Below are 16,169 nucleotides of genomic sequence, written 5' to 3' on the forward strand. Positions count from 1 at the left end.
GCCGGTGGCCGGCACCCAGGCGGCGATCCAGGCATTGCCTCAGTTGCGTTTGCGCGAGCACGGCGTAGCACGCGTGGTCGTCGCGGCCCCGGCGTATGCCGAGCATGCGCATCGCTGGCAGCAGGCCGGGCATGCGATGCGCGAAGTCGGCTATGCCGGTTTGTCCGACGTCATCGATGCAGTCGATGCAGTCGATGCTTGCGACGTGATGGTGGTGTGCAATCCGAACAACCCGACCGGCGAGCGCGTCGCGCCCGACGTCCTGCTCGGCTGGGCGCAGCGACTGGCGGCGCGGGGCGGCTGGCTGGTGGTTGATGAAGCGTTCGGCGACACTACGCCGCACATGAGCGTAGCGGCGCACACCGGCGCACAGGCCGGACTGATCGTATTGCGTTCGGTCGGAAAATTCTTTGGACTGGCCGGCGTGCGACTCGGATTTGTCGCTGCGCAGGAGCACATCCTGAACGGCTTGCGCGAGTTGCTGGGCCCCTGGTCGGTGAGCGGACCGGCGCAGCAGATTGGCATCGCCGCCTTGCGCGACGTCGACTGGCAGCAAAGCACGCGAGCGCGTTTGCTGGCTGCCGGTCAGCGTTTGCAGCGCTTGCTGGCCGAATATGGAATCGACTCCGGCGGCAGCGCCATGTATCAGTGGTGGCCGGAGCCGCACGCCGTCGCCTTCCATGATCGCATGGCGCGCGAGGGCATCTGGGTGCGGCTCTTCATGCACGGCGCAGGCGGTATTCGCCTCGGGCTGCCGCCTGACGAAGCAGGCTGCAACAGGCGCTGCAGGCGTGGCGTGAATACACAGAGCGGACGGAGCACCCTGCATGACATTTCCTTTCCACACGTTGATGGTGCAGGGTACGACCTCGGACGCCGGCAAGAGCACGGTAGTGGCGGCGTTGTGCCGTTTGCTGCATCGGCAAGGCGTCAAGGTGGCGCCGTTCAAGCCGCAGAACATGGCGCTCAACAGCGCGGTGACCAGCGACGGCGGCGAGATCGGCCGCGCCCAGGCCTTGCAGGCGCAAGCCGCCGGCATCGCGCCGCACACCGACATGAATCCGGTGCTGCTGAAACCGTCCAGCGACACCGGCGCGCAAGTGATCGTGCACGGCAAGGTGCGCGCCGACATGAACGCGCGCGACTATCACCGCTACAAGACCGAAGCCATGCAGGCCGTGCTGCAATCCTATGCGCGTCTGCGGGCGCAGTACGCTTGCGTGATCGTCGAGGGGGCGGGCAGTCCGGCCGAGATCAACCTGCGCGCGCGCGATATCGCCAACATGGGTTTCGCCGAAGCGGTCGATTGCCCGGTCGTGCTGGTGGCCGACATCGACCGCGGCGGCGTGTTCGCCCACCTCACAGGCACGCTGGCCTGCCTGTCCGAGAGCGAGCAGGCGCGCGTGGTCGGCTTCGTGATCAACCGTTTTCGCGGCGACATCAGCCTGTTGCAGCCGGGCCTGGACTGGCTTGAACAACGTACCGGCAAACCGGTGCTGGCGGTGTTGCCGTATCTGCACGGCCTGCATCTCGACGCCGAGGATGCGGTGGCGTCCAGTCAAAGCGCCAAAGGAACGTTCCGCGTGGTCGTGCCGGTGCTGCCGCGCATCAGCAACCATACCGATTTCGACGCCTTGCGCGCGCATCCGGAGGTTGATTTGCAGTTCATCGGACCGGGCCGGCCGATTCCGCCCGCGGACCTGATCATCCTGCCGGGCAGCAAGAACACGTGCAATGATCTGGCGTGGCTCCGGCAGCAGGGCTGGCCGGATGCGATCCGCAAGCACCTGCGCTACGGCGGCAAGGTGATCGGCATCTGCGGCGGCTTCCAGATGCTCGGCGCCAGCGTCGACGATCCGCATGGCGTGGAGGGCGCGCCCGGCAGCATGGAAGGATTGGGGCTGCTCGACATGGCAACCGAACTGACGCAGAAAAAACAATTGCTGCAGGTGTCGGGGCATTGTGAATTCGGCGCTGGCCATGTCCCTGTCAGCGGCTATGAAATCCACATGGGCGTGTCCGCGGGGACAGCGCTGCAGCGCCCGGCATTTCATGTCGAAGGCCGTCCGGAAGGCGCGCGTTCGGCGGACGACCAGATTCTCGGCAGCTATCTGCACGGCATGTTCGATACGCCGCAGGCGTTTGCCGCGCTGCTGGAATGGGCCGGTCTGAACGGCGCTGCGGCGGTCGACCTGAATCAGTTGCGCGAAGAGAGTCTGGAGCGGGTCGCCGACGCGACGCAGCCTTTGCTGGATGCCTTGGTGAAAACCTTGCAGACAAGTTAAGCCGAACTAAGCCGAACTAAGCCGAACAATGCCGAGTTCGTCGCTGATTCGGCAATGCCTGACAGCACTGAAATGGTTTTTCTGACGTGCGCTCGCGGCACACGCCGACTTCCTTTCAACTCATGGGCTCCTACCATGGATGTACGCCGGTTGCATTGCAACGGCGACTACTTACCATCTCAAGGAGATCACTATGAAGAAGCAACTTGCCCTGTTGTTCATGGTCGGCGCAATGACTGCCGGCATTCAGGCACATGCGGTCAATGCAGGTGGCGGCGACGGCGACGACAAGACGGGACCGGCCAATAATGCAACCAACCAGGTGACTGACAACGCCAAGGGAAAATCGCACGCCGCCAGGTCGGCAGAGCGCAAGGAGAAACGCGCTTCAGAGGCCGGTGCGATGGGCAAGGCGTCCGGCGGTGACGGCGACGACAAGAGCATTCCCGCGAACAACCCGGACATGAAGGGCAACCCGGGCGCGAAGAGGTAATGAAGAAGTAAATCAGACAAGCGCAAGCCCATACGGACTTCACTGCTGCAGGCTCCGTCTCTCACGAGACGGAGCCTTTTGTCTTCATGGCGCGGCAAACCATTCATTGCCGCGTTGCTCGAAAGCGTCGGTTGCGCCGAGCGTGAACTTTCCCTGCTCAACTTGCCAATGCATCCGTTCCACGAGGATGTGATGCGCCTCCACGCGCAACACATTGAAGGAATTGGCCTCGCCCCGGCCCCGGGTCGAGGTGGCCGTTCCCGCCTGCACCACCAGCGCCGAATAACCGGCGATGCGGTAGCGCGCCGCGCTGCTCACGGCTGAACTGGCGTGGACATGGCCGGCCAGCAGCAGGTCCGCGCCGCATAGCGCAAAGGCGCGCATGGCTGGCAGCGCCTGGCCGACCAGGCCATGGTGCTGCGGTCCGGGCGGCAGGTCGAAGGGATGATGGGTGACGATGATCTTGACGACGTGATCGTCGACTGCCGCCAGTTCGCGCCGCGCAACCTCGATCTGGCGATCGTTGACGCGGCCATCCTTGATGGTCAGCGAGCGCGCCGTGTTGATGCCGATGACGGCGATTTCCTCGTCGATGAAAATCGGCTGCAGTTGTTCGGTGATGTGGCGGCGATACTTGGTCAGCGGACTGAAGAAGCGTGCCGCGACGTTGAACAGCGGAATATCGTGGTTGCCGGGCACCACGATCTGCGGCTGCGGCAGGGCGTCGAGGAACTGGCGCGCTTCGCGGAACTGCTCGGAGCGCGCGCGTTGGGTCAGGTCGCCGGAGACAACGATGAGGTCCGGCGCAAGTTCGTGTATCTGCGCAATGATCGGGGCGATCAGCGCTTCGTCAATGCGGCCGAAGTGCAGGTCGGAGAGATGGACGATGGTGCGCATGTCATGCCTTCTGTTCTGTGAATGTACGGGTTTCTTCAGGATCCGGGTCTGCATCCGGGACGGTGGGCACGATCACCGTCAGCGACGCCGGCCGTATGCGATAGACCAGTGGCGTCTGCATGATGGTGACCTCGCCGTCGGTGGCGACGCGCAGGCGCTTGATGCGATGTTGGCCGTGGCGGTGGCGGGTGTCGATTTCGATCTCGGCCGCGCTCAGCATGTCGAAGTCGCGCGCTTGCCGGAGGCGCCCGAACAGCGCGTGCAGCGCCAGCCGGACCAGGCCGAGGCGGCCGGTGCGGTGACAGACGTAGAGGCTCAGCTTGCCTTCGGACAAGCTGTTGCGCTTGCCGATGTTGAGGCCGTCCATCAGGTATTCGTTGTTGCCGATGAAGACGAAGGGCGTGCGGCGATGATGGCTTTCTGCATTGCCGCCGTCCTTGGTGCCCATGAGCACATCGAGGCGCACATCAAGGAAGGGATAGCGTCGCAACGCGCCCATCGCGGCCCAGCAGAACGCCAGCCATTTGCCGCGGCCGAGGCGGTTCTGCTGCTTTTCGCGATCACGCACGATGTCGGGATACAAACCCAGGCTGGAATTGTTGATGAACAGCACGCCGTTGACTTCGCCGGTGTCGATGGCGAGACGACGTCCTTCGACGATGTTGCGGATGGCGTCGTCGAGCGCGAGCGGGATATTGAGGTCCTTGGCAAAATGGTTGAGCGTGCCCAGCGGCAGTACGCCGAACGCGGCCTTGCTGCCGCTGACCACCGATGCCACCGCATTGACGCTGCCGTCGCCGCCGCCGGCCACGATGATGTCGGCGCCGTCTTCAAGCGCCACGCGTGCGGCGTCGATGAGGGCAGCGCCGTCTGCTGCCAGCGTGACGTGCGCTTCGACCTGATGTTGCCGAAAGCCGTCGGCGACGCGTTGCGCCAGTTCATCAGCATGGCCGCCGCCGGCGTGGGCGTTGATGATGACGGCGACCTGAAGGGCGGGGGAGTAAGGACTGCGAGGCGAAGGACTGCGAGGCGACTCGACTGTTGATGCGGATTCTGTTGCTGGTCTTATTGTCATTGGCAGAAAGTGGTCGTCAAAATCAGTTTGAAGACTTTCTCGCCAATTGGTGCCGCTGCACGGTAAAAATAATCGTCGCCCACAAGGCGAACCAGGCCAGGCCTTCCAGCATCGCCGCCAGCACGTCGCTGAAGAAATGCGCCCCGAGGTAGAGCCGGCTCAGCGCGGTCATCATCGTCAGTATTGTCGTGATGATAATGATTGCCGGCCGACGCGCATGGTTGCCCGGCAAGCTCGCCAGCCATGCCGCCAGCACGCTGTAGAACAAGGTTGCGCCGATGGTGTGCCCGCTGGGAAAGCTGTAGCTATGCAGTACCAGAATGGGTTGTTCGAAATGCGGGCGGACGCGCTGGAACTGGAATTTCAGCCAATAGTTGAACAGCATCCCGCCCGGCACCGTGACTGCCAGCGTCAGCAGCCAGGCGCTTGCTCGCGGCCGTTGCCGGAACAGGAAAAACGCCAGCACCGCGCTCATCGCCAGCACGCCGATGGTGCCGTGCAGATGGGTATAGCCCAGCACCAGTTCGGTCAGGGGCGAGAAGGCGCGCTGGTTGAACCAGTCGGCCAGTTGCTGATCCAGGCGCGTGAGGGCGCCGTGGGTATGGACTTCGTAGGCGATGAGCGCAAACAGCAGGGCCGTGGCAAGCACGGCCAACAGACCCGTGCTCAGCGGCAGGCCCAGATGGTGATCACGCGCCAGGCGGGCGTGCAGGAAGCGCTTGAAGGCGCCAGGAGAGCGGGGGGCGGAGAGATGTCGTTCTGTCATCCGCCCATTCTAACGTCTCTGGGGGGCCAGGCGGCAAGGCCGGTGCAGTCCCGACTCAGGCGCAGGGATCGTTGCCCAGCGCCACCGCGCGCAGGGTTGGCAGGTCGCACAGCTCGACGTCGCGGTGGTTGACCTCGATCACGCCGGACTTCTTGAAGTTGGTCAGCAGGCGGCTCACGCTTTCCACCGCCAGGCCCAGGTAGTTGCCGATTTCTTCGCGCGTCATGCGCAACTGGAACCGGCTCGCCGAGTAGCCGCGCGTGGCGTAACGCGTGGACAGGTTGACCAGGAAAGCGGCCAGCTTCTGTTGTGCGCTCATGCTGTTGAGCGTGAGCATGACGCCTTGCTCGCGCGAGATTTCCTTGCTCATGATGCGGTGGAACTGGCGTAGCAGCACCGGCATGTCCTGGAACAATTCTTCCAGCCGGCTGAACGGGATTTCGCAGACCTCGCTGTCTTCCAGCGCAACCGCTTCGCACTGATGGCGACCGGTGCCGATGGCGTCCATGCCGAGCAGTTCGCCTGCCATCTGGAAACCGGTGATCTGCTGGGAACCGTTGCTGTTGACCTGGTAAGTCTTGAAATGGCCGAGCCGGATTGCGTACAGCATGTCGAACGCATCGCCCATGCGATACAGGCTCTGGTCGCGCTTGATGCGGCGGCGGCGGCCGATGATCTGGTCCAGGCGCTGCATGTCGCCCTGGTCCAGGCCCATGGGCAGGCACAGCTGGTGCATGCTGCAGGCCGAACAGCTGGCGCGCAGCGCATGCAGGTTGACCGGGGGAGGCGAATGCTTGTGGGTGGAAGCGGGTAGGCTGGACATAACGGTTGGAGTTCCTCTTTGTTGTGGCGGCGTCGGCTGGCCAGGGCTTGGCGTGATGATTTGTGCTTGCACCACAATCTCATGCGGCTGCGCTGCATATTTTTTGTCTAGTTTTACCACAATTCCCGCCAATTTGACGTATTGAGCGGGACGGAGAGTGAAACTTTCATCGGTTTACGTAGATAGGTACTTTTCAGTTACGTGAGAATGTCTTCCTGACAACCGGGAAAAATGGTCTATTTGACCAGTTTCAACACCTCCCTGAATTGCGGATGGCTGCTTTGTCCCAGCCATTCATAGGCCACCATCTCCAGTGTCACCGGCACCGCACCGGCGCCGCGCAGTCGCGCGAAGGCAGCGTCGCGGTCGGCGGTCTTGCGCGAGCCGGTGGCGTCGGTCACGACCCACACGCGATAGCCGTTCTGCAATAGCGTCATGGCGGTTTGCAGCATGCAGACGTGGGCTTCGCAGCCGCTGACGACGACTTCCTTGCAGGCCGGCAGGAAGGTCGCGGGCAAGCCGTCGACGCAGGCGTCGAAATGCGTCTTGGCAAGCGTGCGGTCGCACAGGCGTTTGATGTCGGGATGATTGGGACCAAGTTTTTCGGGCGTCTGCTCGGTGGCGATGACGGGCAGTCCAAGCAGGCTGGCGATGGTCGCCAGGCGGATGTTCTGTGTCAGCACGTTGGCGCCGTCGTGGATCGCGGGCATCAGTTTTTCCTGCACATCGATGATCAGCAGGGCGGATTCATTGGCGTTCATCAGCATGGTGTTCTCCCCGGACGAGGTAAGGCGATGATGGCAGGAATTGAATGTTTTGTGTCATTGACCCCATTGCATACGAATTCGACAATTCCACCATCGCCATTGTTCTGAAGGAAGTCCGTGAGCTTGCCAAAATTGCATCGACACAAGGATCTTAGCCGGGCTTCCTTACCCGATTCTTATGGGTCAGGGTATCGCAACGCCCGGATCCTGGCTATATGCCAGGGCCTGTTTACCTGCGCCATTTCGATCGACCTGACGCTGACGGCGCTGACCGGCTACCAGCTGGCGCCGGACAAGTCGCTGGCGACGCTGCCGTTCGCATTGATCACGGTGGCCGGGGCGGTGGTGACCTGGTTTGCAGCGTTCCTGATCCAGCGGCTCGGAAGGCGGCTGAGCTTTGCGCTGGGTGCGCTGGCCGGTGCGATTGGCGGGGCGATTTCTGTGTGGTCGGTGTTCCACGGACATTTCTGGAGCTTCTGTATCGGCACCGCCGGGGTCGGCGTGTTCCAGGCTTTCGCCCAGTATTACCGGCTGGCGGCGGCCGACGCGGTGAGCGCCGAATTCAAGAGCCGCGCCATTTCTACCGTACTGACCGGCGGCGTGATTGCCGCCGTGCTGGGGCCGGCGCTGGCGTCGTGGAGCAAGGACTGGATTCCGACGGCGCTCTTTGCCGGGGCCTACCTGGTGGTGGCGGCCATGGGCTTGCTGTCGGTGCTGGCCTTGCTGCTGTTCTATCGCGACCAGCCGGTGGCGGCGGTGCGCACAGAGAGCGATGGCGCCCCGGCGCGTGCGCTGGGGCAGATCGTGCGCACCCCGGTCTTCCTGGCGTCGGTGGCCAACAACGTGGCCGGTTCCATGGTGATGATGTTCATCATGACCGCAGCGCCCTTGGCGGCAGTGGCCTGCCATCATGGCATCGATGACGGCGCCGCCATCATCCAGTGGCATCTGGTCGGCATGTACGCGCCGTCCTTCTTCGCCGGCGCGCTGATCAAGCGCTGCGGACTTGGTCCGGTGGTGCTGGCGGGCGTCGCGCTCAACCTGGCGTGCGCGCTGATCGCGATGGCGTCGACCAGCCTGCCGGCGTTCTACGTGGCCTTGCTGTGCCTGGGCGTGGGCTGGAATTTCATGTTCGTCGGCGGCACCACCTTGCTGGCGCAATCGTACCGGCCCAGCGAACGCGCCCGCGCGCAGGGATTGTCGGAATTTTTGCGCTATGCTGCTACCGCATTGGCGACGCTGGCCGCCGGCCCCTTGCTGGAACACTACGGCTGGTCGGCGCTCAACCTGGCGATCCTGCCCTTGCTGCTGATCTGCGCGCTCGTCAGCGTGTGGTGGATGCTGGCGAATGCCGCCGCAGCCAGGAATGCCGCCGCAAATACGGCAACGGCAAACTGACCCGACAAGAAAACAAGGACGAGGACAAGACCATCCATGAAGCCCCGCAGCCCATTGCGCATCGCCCTGCTGGCCTATCCGGGCATGAACCTGATCGACCTCAGCGGCCCCTTGCAAACCTTCGTGAGCGCGGGCCGGGTGGCGGCGTCGGCAGGCGTCAGCGATCCGCGTCCCCTGTATGAAGTGCGCGTGCTGTCGTCGCACGGCGGCGCCTTGATGACCGGCGCCGGACTGAGCGTCGAGACCGAAGCGCTGGATGCGCTCGACCAATTGGACATCGACACCATCATCGCACCGGGCGGCAGCGTCGGCGAACGCTTCGAGACTGATCCTGCCTTGGTGGCGTGGATCAGACAGCATGCCGGGAGGGCGCGACGGGTGTGTTCGGTCTGCACCGGCGCCTTCCTGCTGGCGGCGACCGGGCTGCTGGATGGCAAGCGCGTGACCACGCACTGGGATTGGGCGCTGCGGTTGCAACAGCAATTTCCGGCGATTGAAGTCGATCCCGAACCGATCTTCATTCGCCAGGGCGACATCTGGACCTCGGCCGGCGTGACGGCCGGGATTGACCTGGCCCTGGCGCTGGTGGAACAGGACTACGGCCACAAAGTGGCGATCGCGACCGCGCGGCAACTGGTGATGTTCATCAAGCGGCCGGGCGGGCAGTCGCAGTTCAGCGTGCCGCTGGTGTCGCAGTCGTCGGAAAACGCCCGTTTCGCCGAACTGCATGCCTGGATCGCTTCCAATCTCAAGCACGATCTGCGTGTGGAAAATCTGGCCAGTCGCGTCAACATGAGCCCGCGCACCTTCGCCCGCACCTATGTCGCCGAGCAGGGGCGCACGCCGGCCAAGACGGTCGAAGCCATGCGCCTGGAGGCCGCTTGTCGCGCGCTCGAAGAAACCGATCTGCCGCTCAAGAGCATCGCCACCGAAACCGGCCACGGCGAAGAACAGAACCTGCGGCGCGTGTTCCAGCGCCAGCTTGGCGTGAGTCCGGCGCAATATCGCAGCCGGTTTTCAGCGCATTGAGCAGCGCATTGAGCAGCACACTGAGCAATCTCAGATGATGCTGATCCCGTCCAGCGTCTTCAACCCCGCCAGCGAATCCAGCCACCACGACAAGGCCGGCCCGGCGCGATAGTCGGGCCGGTACACGCACTGGATCGGCAAGGCCATGCCTTCCGGCGAGTGTTGCGATGTCTGGATGCGCACCAGCTTGCCCGATTTCAGATCGTCCTTGACCACATGCTCCGGCATATAACCCCAGCCCATGGCCGCGCGCAGCAGCGCGTGCTTGGTGCCGAGGTCGCTCATGCGCCACGACAGCCGGGAGTGCACCGAGAAGTCCTGGCGCGCAGTCAGTTCGCTGCGGTCGCTCAGCACCAGTTGCGTCTGCTGCGCCAGCAGCTTGTCCGGAATCCTGCCCTTGACCGCCGCCAGCGGATGCTGCGGCGACACCACGCCCACCACCATCACGCTGGGCAAGGTCACGCGCAGCAGATTGGGCGGCGTGGTCGGCAGCGTGCCGAGGATGCCCAGCATGGCGCGGCCGTCGAGCACGCGCTCTGCCACCGCGCCCAGCGCTTCCACTTCCAGCCGCACCGTCACCGCCGGAAAGACGTCGCGAAAGCGGCGCAGCAGGTCGACCAGGCAATCGGTGGGGAAGAACACGTCCACCGCCAGCGCCACTTCCAGTTCCTGCCCCTGCGAAAACGCGCTGGCGCGTACTTGCAGCGAATCGACCTGATCCAATACCTGGCGCGCATCGCGCAGCAGCGCCTCGCCGGCGTCGGTCAGTTGCGGGCGATAGCCGCTGCGGTCGAACAAGGCGACGTTGAGCTGGCTTTCCAGCGTGCCGATGGCGTAGCTGACTGCCGACTGGGCCCGGGCGAGGACGCGTGCGGCCGCCAGGAAACTGCCGCTGTCGGCCACCTGGACGAATACGCGCAGCTGGTCGAGGGAAAAGCGTTCTATGTTCATATCGATAACATTATCTAATTATTAGATAGTGATTATAGAAAAATAATCAATTTCTTGTGGCGATCATTCGCATTATTCTGACTCTGCTTTCTGAAACATCGTTGCTCAGATTTATAAAGATCCACAGATCAGATTCACAAATCCAACACCACATCATCCATTATTCATTCGAGGGAGTTTCATCATGATCATTTCCAAATCCGCTTTCACCGTCGGCCGCGTCCTGCTGGCATCGCTGTTCGTCATTTCGGGCATCTTCAAGATCATCGGCTTTTCCGGCACGGTCGGTTACATGGGCAGCCTCGGCATTCCCGTTCCGACAGTGGCCGTGATCGTCACGATCCTGGTGGAAGTCGGCGCCGGCCTGCTGTTGCTGACAGGCAGCCGTTTTGCCCGTCCTGCCGCATTGCTGATCGCCATCTTCACCGTCGGCGCGACGCTGGCGGCACATCGCTTCTGGGCTGTCGACGCTGCCGCCATGCAAGGCCAGCTGACACATTTCCTGAAGAATGTGTCTCTCATCGGCGGTCTGCTGATCGTCTGGTCGGTGAAGCCTGCCGACGAATGAGCTGCCTGCCGCATCGTTGATAAAACTGCAATCGCAACAATCTGGTAACAAGGTGCGGCAGCGCATCCACTGCCACACCTCTATCCACAGGAGAAACACCATGAGCACCACTTTTACCCGCCAGCTGGAACGGCTGGTCAACGGCATCCCGACCCAGGATGGCGCCGGTGTCAGCCTTACCCGTGTGCTGACGCATGATCTGCAACGCCGCCTGGATCCTTTCCTGATGCTGGACGCATTCCATTCGGACAAACCCGATGATTACCTGGCCGGTTTCCCCGACCATCCGCATCGCGGCTTTGAAACCGTCACCTACATGCTGCAAGGACGCATGCGCCACCGCGACAACGCCGGCAATGAAGGCCTGCTGGAACCGGGCGGCATGCAATGGATGACCGCCGGCCGTGGTCTCGTTCACTCGGAATTGCCGGAGCAGGAAGACGGCCTCATGAGCGGTTTCCAGCTGTGGGTCAACCTGGCCGGACGCGACAAGATGACCACGCCGGGCTACAGCGACATTCCGTCGGCGCAGATTCCCGAAGTGACGCCCCAGGATGGCGTGCAGGTGCGCGTGCTGGCTGGCCAGGCATTCGGCGTCAAGGGCGCGGTTGAACGTCCGACCACGGCGCCTCTGTATCTGGACCTGCACGTGCAAGCCGACAAACGGCTCGCCTTGCCGATTCCGGCGACGCATAATGCCTTCCTGTATGTGTACGAAGGCGAATTGCTGGTCGGACAAGACCAGCGCGTGGCCGCAGCGGGGCGCATGGCGATCCTGAGCAATACCGCCGGTGCTGAAGGAGTGGACGGGGTGGAAATCGAGGCAAGCAAGGAGAGCCGCTTCCTGTTGATCGCCGGCCAGCCGCTCAATGAGCCGATCGCGCAATGGGGACCGTTCGTCATGAACACCCGTGAAGAAGTCGAGCAGGCCATCGACGACTTCCGCGCAGGCAAGTTTTGAACCATAACTCTTTGATAAGGAACGCCCCATGAGCAGCATTCGTCATCTGATCCACGGCCTAGTGCGCGACATCGGTTTCCCGGTGCGGCGCCTGTTGCCGGCGGCGGCGGCCCGCACGGTCGGTCCGTTCGTGTTCTTCGATCACATGGGGCCGGTCGTGCGTCCGCATCCGCATATCGGCCTGGCGACGGTGACGTATCTGTTTTCCGGCGCCATGATGCATCGCGACAGCCTCGGCGTGGTGCAGCGGATCACGCCGGGCGCGGTCAACTGGATGGCGGCGGGGCGCGGCATCGTGCATTCCGAACGCGTCCCGGACGACATCCGCAACGACAAGGTGCCGGTGCACGGCCTGCAAATGTGGGTGGCCTTGCCGAAGGACCAGGAGCAGGGCGACGCCAGTTTCCACCATTATGCGGAAGACGATATGCCGCGCATCGAGGTGGGCGCCGCCAGTCTGCATCTGCTGGCCGGCAAGGCTTACGGCCATGAGTCGCCGGTGAAGACCTCCAGCCCCACGCTGTATGTGTGCGGTCGCATCAAGGCCGGCGGCACGCTGAGTCTGCCGGCCGATTACAGCGAACGCTCGGTGTATGTCGTCACGGGTGCAGCGACGCTTGACGGCGAAGCGCTGGAAGCCGGCGTGCTGGCGATCCTGGAGCCGGGCATTGACGTGCTGCTGACGGCGCAGGACGACACCTTGTTCATGGTGCTGGGCGGCGAGCCGATCGACGGTCCGCGCTTCGTCTGGTGGAATTTCGTGGCCAGCAGCAAGGAATTGATCGATAGCGCCAAGCTGGCATGGCGGGCGCAGGACCGTGACGTGTTTGGCGCGATCCCGGGCGAGGTGGAATGGATTCCATTGCCGGAGAAGTAAGCATTTTTTCTGGCAACGAACCGGATGCCGGAAACAAAAAACGCCCTGATTGCCAGGGCGTTTTTCATTGTGCGGAAGCGTTCAGGTTTCCTTGCCGCGGATGATCCACACCGGCAACGGACATTGATGCATGACCTTCTCGGCCACGCTGCCCAGCACCAGTTTGCGGAAACCGGTGCGGCCGTGCGAACCGATCACGACCAATTCCGCCTTGCTGTCCTTGGCCGCCTTGAGGATGGCGCCGGGAATGTCGCCCAGCGCAACCGGTTCTTCGACCAGGCGGATTTCGCTGCGCAGCCCGGCCGAGGCGATACGCGACCTGGCTTGTTCGAGGATGGTCTGGCCGACGTCGACCACACTATCGTGCACACCGCTGAGGCCGGTGTCGTAGAGCAGATGGCTATTGTCGACCACGTGCAGGACTTCGATGGTGCTGCCGAGCGCTTTAGCCAGTTTGATGGCTTCGTCCAGGGCCTGATTGGCAGTATGGCTGCCGTCGACAGGAACGAGGATCTTTGCGTACATGCGTGTGTCCTCAGGTTCAGATCATGCCGAGAATGCGGCCGAGTTCGGCGACGTAGGGGCTGTCCTTGAGGATCGCGCCTTCCACGGAATCCATCAGGTCCTGCGCCGAATTGCGGGTCTTGCCGATGTGTTCGCGCAGGACCGCGGCTTCGATCCCGGGGCTGTCGAGATGGCTCTTGAGCAAGGCGAAATCCTTGCGCAGCAATGCGGCTTGCGGCGAGTCGGCAGGAATGTCTTGCAGCGCCTGTTCCAGTTCGGCCAGGATATGCTTGAGTCGCACGTGGTTGGCATCGTCTTGACGCAGAATGGGATCTGACATGTCGGCTCCGGGCTGTGGTTGAGGGAGATCAATCGGGATTAATCGAAACTTCACGTAAAACTTGCAATGTCGGCAAGTCGCGCGTTGTTGAATATTCAACGGCCCATGATAAGAGATGTGGAGAGTTTGTGCTGGCGAGAGTTCCGGTCTCCACATTTGTTACACTGCGGCAGGCCATTACCTCATCAACTCCAGCATCGGTTGCAGTCCCATCTCCAGCTCTGGTATCAACTCAAGAAAGCATCACCATGAACGATTCCCCTGATTTCCCTCTTATAAGCTGGACCGAAGCAGAGGAAAATCGTTCCGCCCGCTGGCGCTCCGAAGCCGGCAATCCGCCGCCCAAGCGCGTCATCGTCGCCGACGATCGCATCCCTGCCGATGTTGCCTACAAACTGGTCTGCGAAGGCACCGGCCTGCTCTGGCGCGGCGACTTCCAGAACGCACGGCAATTGCTGCAGGCGCTGGCTCGTCGTATCGACAAGCAGTCCGAGCGCAAGTCGACCAGGACCGCCGACAAGAAAGACAAGGCGGACAAGAAAGAAGCCGGGAAAAAAGCTACGCCTGCGCCCACCATCACCCAGACATTCCACCAGCATCGCCAGGCGCAGGCGCAACGCGCGCGCATCCTCGGCATGCTGCTGGTGCCGCTGGAAGCCGACTACGCCATCCCGCTGCGCCGCGCGCCCGACGTCAGCCAGGCTTGTGAAGAAGTGTATGGCGCAGGCAAGGAAGCCAGCGTGGCGACCCTGCGCGAAGTGCTCGGCCTGATCGGCGCACATGAGTGGCGCAAGAAGGGCGTGCCGGTCCCGGCGCTGGACGGCAGTATCCATCCGTATTACGGCGTGTTCTCCCCGGTGCGCGGCGAATACATCGACCTGATCGGACGCGCCAACTTGCCGTCCGTGCAACTGGCGTTCGACATCGGCACCGGCACCGGCGTGCTGGCGGCCTTGCTGGCAAAGCGGGGCGTCAAGCGCATCGTCGCCACCGATCAGAGCACCCGCGCACTGGAATGCGCGGCGGAAAACCTGCAGCGCCTCGGCGTCGACAAGCAGGTCGAACTGGTCGCCGCCGATCTGTTCCCGCCCGGCCAGGCGCCGTTGATTGTCTGCAATCCGCCGTGGGTCCCGGCCAAGCCGAGCTCGCCGATCGAGCACGCGATCTACGATCCGGACAGCCGCATGCTGCGCGGCTTCCTCGACGGACTGGCGGCGCATCTGACGCCGAACGGCGAGGGCTGGCTGATCCTGTCCGATTTCGCCGAACATCTCGGCTTGCGCTCGCGTGCTGAATTGCAGGCGATGTTCGACAAGGCGGGACTGCGCGTGGCATTGAAGCAAGACATCAAGCCGCGCCATCCGCGTTCCAGCGATGCAGAAGATCCACTGCATGCCGCGCGCGTGAAGGAAGTGACATCGTTGTGGGTACTGAAGACTAAATAGTTAAAATAATCAATATAAACAATTGATTGTCATCGATAACTAACGTGTTTTCTGAGGTTGTCGATGGCTGATTTTATTGTCCGAAAGGCATGTCAATGAAAGCAATTTCACTCATCATCGCTTTGACCTTGGGGACAGCGAGCTTGGCGTCGGCACAGCCGCAACCGCGCCTGCCGTATCCGCTCGGCTACGAACGCCCGGAGCCGGACAAGCCGGTCGTCACCACCAGCGCCAACACCTGCAAGTGCGAAGTGGCCGACACCAGCGGCAGCGCCTGCATGATTTACATGCGCACCAACGCCGGTGAATGGCTGGCGCAGAATGCGCCGCAGACGCGCATGCGTTCATCCAACGACGGTCGTTACTACGACACGCCGTTCGCGCTTGCGGCCAGCGCCTGCGCCGGCCGCAAGGTCAATGCGGCGACCGTGAAGGTGCATTGGCTGGACCGGAAGAACGCCATCCTGGAGTGGAAGTGATTTGTGAAGAATCAGGCGCAGGTCATTGTTTACGCTTGATTTAGTTCTGCATTTAATCCCGCCTGCAAGAACAGCCAGTCGCGAAAGCGCATGATCTTCTTGCTGTTCTTTTCGCCCTCGCGATAACTCAGGAAATGGGTTTCGCGCAGGACCGATTTCAGTTCTCCCCCATCGAGTCGCACCAGTTCGCCGTTGGCGATTTCCTGTTCCGCCAGGCGGGTGCTCTCCAATGCAATCCCGACACTGTTGACGGCGGCCGCCAGCGCCAGCGAGGCACGGTCGAATGACGGCATCGGCCGTCCGGGCGGCAGTTTCATGCCGTTCAGCGCAAACCAGTCGCTCCAGCGCACCGGATTGAGCGTGGACTGGATCAATGTCATGTCGGCAATATCGGCCAGCGTCAAGGCGTCGGGTTTGTCCCTGAGCAGCGCGGGCGAACACAGCGGCACGATGGTTTCCGAGCCGATCGCTTCGCTGACGATGCCGGCCCGCTGCGGCGCGCCCCCGGCCG

18 protein-coding genes and 1 pseudogene are annotated in these 16,169 nt (G+C 62.7%); 10 read left to right on the top strand and 9 right to left on the bottom strand.

The window, feature by feature from the left end; all coding sequences use genetic code 11:
* The 3 genes and pseudogenes from HLUSI_RS31440 to HLUSI_RS0108805 form a co-directional block, all read left to right on the top strand.
* A pseudogene (locus HLUSI_RS31440) lies at positions 1 to 781 on the top strand (aminotransferase class I/II-fold pyridoxal phosphate-dependent enzyme); the annotation flags it as partial.
* A gap of 46 nt (positions 782 to 827) precedes the next feature.
* Complete coding sequence (locus tag HLUSI_RS0108800) at positions 828 to 2,285, top strand: cobyric acid synthase (RefSeq protein ID WP_029363306.1); 1,458 nt, start codon at positions 828 to 830, stop codon at positions 2,283 to 2,285.
* A gap of 193 nt (positions 2,286 to 2,478) precedes the next feature.
* Complete coding sequence (locus HLUSI_RS0108805; RefSeq protein ID WP_016833614.1) at positions 2,479 to 2,778, top strand: hypothetical protein; 300 nt, start codon at positions 2,479 to 2,481, stop codon at positions 2,776 to 2,778.
* An 84-nt stretch (positions 2,779 to 2,862) separates the two neighbouring features.
* Here HLUSI_RS0108805 and HLUSI_RS0108810 read toward each other — a convergent pair whose 3' ends face one another.
* The 5 genes from HLUSI_RS0108810 to HLUSI_RS0108830 form a co-directional block, all read right to left on the bottom strand.
* On the bottom strand, positions 2,863 to 3,675 hold the full coding sequence (locus HLUSI_RS0108810; RefSeq protein ID WP_016833615.1) for a metallophosphoesterase family protein: 813 nt from the start codon (positions 3,673 to 3,675) through the stop codon (positions 2,863 to 2,865).
* A gap of 1 nt (position 3,676) precedes the next feature.
* Entirely contained in the window at positions 3,677 to 4,750 is a 1,074-nt protein-coding gene (locus HLUSI_RS27725; protein ID WP_016833616.1) for a diacylglycerol/lipid kinase family protein, read from the bottom strand.
* A 22-nt stretch (positions 4,751 to 4,772) separates the two neighbouring features.
* The gene (locus HLUSI_RS0108820; protein ID WP_016833617.1) at positions 4,773 to 5,516 is read right to left on the bottom strand and encodes a phosphatase PAP2 family protein; all 744 of its coding nucleotides are present in this window, start codon (positions 5,514 to 5,516) and stop codon (positions 4,773 to 4,775) included.
* 55 nt (positions 5,517 to 5,571) lie between these two features.
* Positions 5,572 to 6,339: a fumarate/nitrate reduction transcriptional regulator Fnr gene (gene fnr / locus HLUSI_RS0108825; protein WP_016833618.1), complete on the bottom strand. Its 768-nt coding sequence runs from the start codon at positions 6,337 to 6,339 to the stop codon at positions 5,572 to 5,574.
* 236 nt (positions 6,340 to 6,575) lie between these two features.
* The gene (locus HLUSI_RS0108830) at positions 6,576 to 7,106 is read right to left on the bottom strand and encodes an isochorismatase family protein (RefSeq protein ID WP_016833619.1); all 531 of its coding nucleotides are present in this window, start codon (positions 7,104 to 7,106) and stop codon (positions 6,576 to 6,578) included.
* A gap of 132 nt (positions 7,107 to 7,238) precedes the next feature.
* Here HLUSI_RS0108830 and HLUSI_RS27730 point away from each other — a divergent pair, with 132 nt between their 5' ends.
* Both HLUSI_RS27730 and HLUSI_RS0108840 read left to right on the top strand, forming a co-directional pair.
* Positions 7,239 to 8,504 carry an MFS transporter gene (locus HLUSI_RS27730; protein WP_016833620.1) on the top strand — a complete coding sequence of 422 codons (1,266 nt, stop codon included), beginning with the start codon at positions 7,239 to 7,241 and terminating at the stop codon, positions 8,502 to 8,504.
* A gap of 54 nt (positions 8,505 to 8,558) precedes the next feature.
* Positions 8,559 to 9,533: a GlxA family transcriptional regulator gene (locus HLUSI_RS0108840; protein WP_016833621.1), complete on the top strand. Its 975-nt coding sequence runs from the start codon at positions 8,559 to 8,561 to the stop codon at positions 9,531 to 9,533.
* 30 nt (positions 9,534 to 9,563) lie between these two features.
* Here the strand turns inward: HLUSI_RS0108840 and HLUSI_RS0108845 are convergent, their stop codons facing one another.
* Positions 9,564 to 10,484, bottom strand: a complete 921-nt coding sequence (locus HLUSI_RS0108845; protein ID WP_016833622.1) for a LysR family transcriptional regulator — start codon at positions 10,482 to 10,484, stop codon at positions 9,564 to 9,566.
* A 184-nt stretch (positions 10,485 to 10,668) separates the two neighbouring features.
* On the opposite strand from HLUSI_RS0108845, the gene HLUSI_RS0108850 reads away from it, so the two are divergent.
* From HLUSI_RS0108850 to HLUSI_RS0108860, 3 genes are all read left to right on the top strand, one after another.
* Entirely contained in the window at positions 10,669 to 11,052 is a 384-nt protein-coding gene (locus tag HLUSI_RS0108850; RefSeq protein WP_016833623.1) for a DoxX family protein, read from the top strand.
* A 100-nt stretch (positions 11,053 to 11,152) separates the two neighbouring features.
* Positions 11,153 to 12,013 carry a pirin family protein gene (locus HLUSI_RS0108855; RefSeq protein ID WP_016833624.1) on the top strand — a complete coding sequence of 287 codons (861 nt, stop codon included), beginning with the start codon at positions 11,153 to 11,155 and terminating at the stop codon, positions 12,011 to 12,013.
* A 28-nt stretch (positions 12,014 to 12,041) separates the two neighbouring features.
* Positions 12,042 to 12,890, top strand: coding sequence for a pirin family protein (locus HLUSI_RS0108860; RefSeq protein WP_016833625.1), 849 nt, complete (start codon positions 12,042 to 12,044; stop codon positions 12,888 to 12,890).
* Between the two features lie 81 nt (positions 12,891 to 12,971).
* Here HLUSI_RS0108860 and HLUSI_RS0108865 read toward each other — a convergent pair whose 3' ends face one another.
* Both HLUSI_RS0108865 and HLUSI_RS0108870 read right to left on the bottom strand, forming a co-directional pair.
* Positions 12,972 to 13,415: a universal stress protein gene (locus HLUSI_RS0108865; protein WP_016833626.1), complete on the bottom strand. Its 444-nt coding sequence runs from the start codon at positions 13,413 to 13,415 to the stop codon at positions 12,972 to 12,974.
* Between the two features lie 16 nt (positions 13,416 to 13,431).
* Positions 13,432 to 13,734: a hypothetical protein gene (locus HLUSI_RS0108870; RefSeq protein ID WP_016833627.1), complete on the bottom strand. Its 303-nt coding sequence runs from the start codon at positions 13,732 to 13,734 to the stop codon at positions 13,432 to 13,434.
* Between the two features lie 248 nt (positions 13,735 to 13,982).
* Here HLUSI_RS0108870 and HLUSI_RS0108875 point away from each other — a divergent pair, with 248 nt between their 5' ends.
* Positions 13,983 to 15,179 (top strand): methyltransferase, encoded by a 1,197-nt coding sequence (locus HLUSI_RS0108875; protein ID WP_016833628.1) that lies wholly within the window; start codon positions 13,983 to 13,985, stop codon positions 15,177 to 15,179.
* A 95-nt stretch (positions 15,180 to 15,274) separates the two neighbouring features.
* Positions 15,275 to 15,658, top strand: a complete 384-nt coding sequence (locus tag HLUSI_RS0108880) for a hypothetical protein (protein ID WP_016833629.1) — start codon at positions 15,275 to 15,277, stop codon at positions 15,656 to 15,658.
* Between the two features lie 29 nt (positions 15,659 to 15,687).
* On the opposite strand, the gene HLUSI_RS27735 is transcribed toward HLUSI_RS0108880, so the two are convergent.
* Positions 15,688 to 16,169, bottom strand: a 482-nt coding sequence (locus HLUSI_RS27735) for a LysR substrate-binding domain-containing protein (protein WP_016833630.1), incomplete at its 5' end; no start/stop codon positions are given.

It is taken from the genome of Herbaspirillum lusitanum P6-12 (genome assembly GCF_000256565.1).
GTDB classification, from domain to species: domain Bacteria; phylum Pseudomonadota; class Gammaproteobacteria; order Burkholderiales; family Burkholderiaceae_D; genus Herbaspirillum; species Herbaspirillum lusitanum.